A 675-nucleotide genomic window follows, 5' to 3' on the forward strand; every position below is an offset into this window, starting at 1 on the left:
CGAAACGCATCATACCCTTACCTTTACAATAACGTCTCAGAGCAAGTCCTGAGAAAAAAAATGTTAATCCCCAGAAGCTTAAAAGATAGATAAATTCCGCAGAAAAAAAGAATAAACATATCCCTAAGCAAGATGCATTAATACCATCGGACACATTCACATACTTTTGCGTCTTAACCTTATCAATCACTACTTAAAACGCTCCCTGAAGAATAACTTACAACATTTTCTGAGGTATCTTTCACTCTCTTAGACACGCTAAGTAAATGTAGGCGATAGTAAGCCCCTCTACCCATTAAATAAGCCCAAAGAGGATCAAGGTTTTTATCTTTAAGTCCAGCGTAGGCTATATCTCCAAACACAACATATTCTAAAGGTTTGAGATATGGGTTAGCGATAAGAGCAACACCGATCACCTGCATCACATCCGAACGTTTATCTTGTGTTGCAGCCTCAATGTAATCCTGAAAAGCATCATCTTCCATGTCGATATTGGCATTTCTCATTAAGCATTCAGGCGTAGCGCAACTCGCTTTAAAACGCACATTAAACGATTCATCATTCACTACTAGATTGCGTCGATAACTGCCATCTTGAGAGAAATTATCAGCCTTTTCTGTCTGGCGTGATAACCGATTCTCTTCGACTTTTCTAAGCGCACCACCTCCCTCAATG

Annotated in this window: 2 protein-coding genes; both read right to left on the reverse strand. The window is 39.6% G+C overall.

The features are described 5' to 3' along the window. A partial coding sequence (locus R7Q48_RS27845; RefSeq protein ID WP_318133524.1) for a hypothetical protein occupies positions 1-190 on the reverse strand: 190 nt, incomplete at its 3' end. Next, a partial coding sequence (locus R7Q48_RS27850) for a hypothetical protein (RefSeq protein WP_318133525.1) occupies positions 183-675 on the reverse strand: 493 nt, incomplete at its 5' end. The genes R7Q48_RS27845 and R7Q48_RS27850, both read right to left, overlap by 8 nt.

The sequence above is a fragment of the Vibrio sp. 378 genome, from assembly GCF_033339435.1.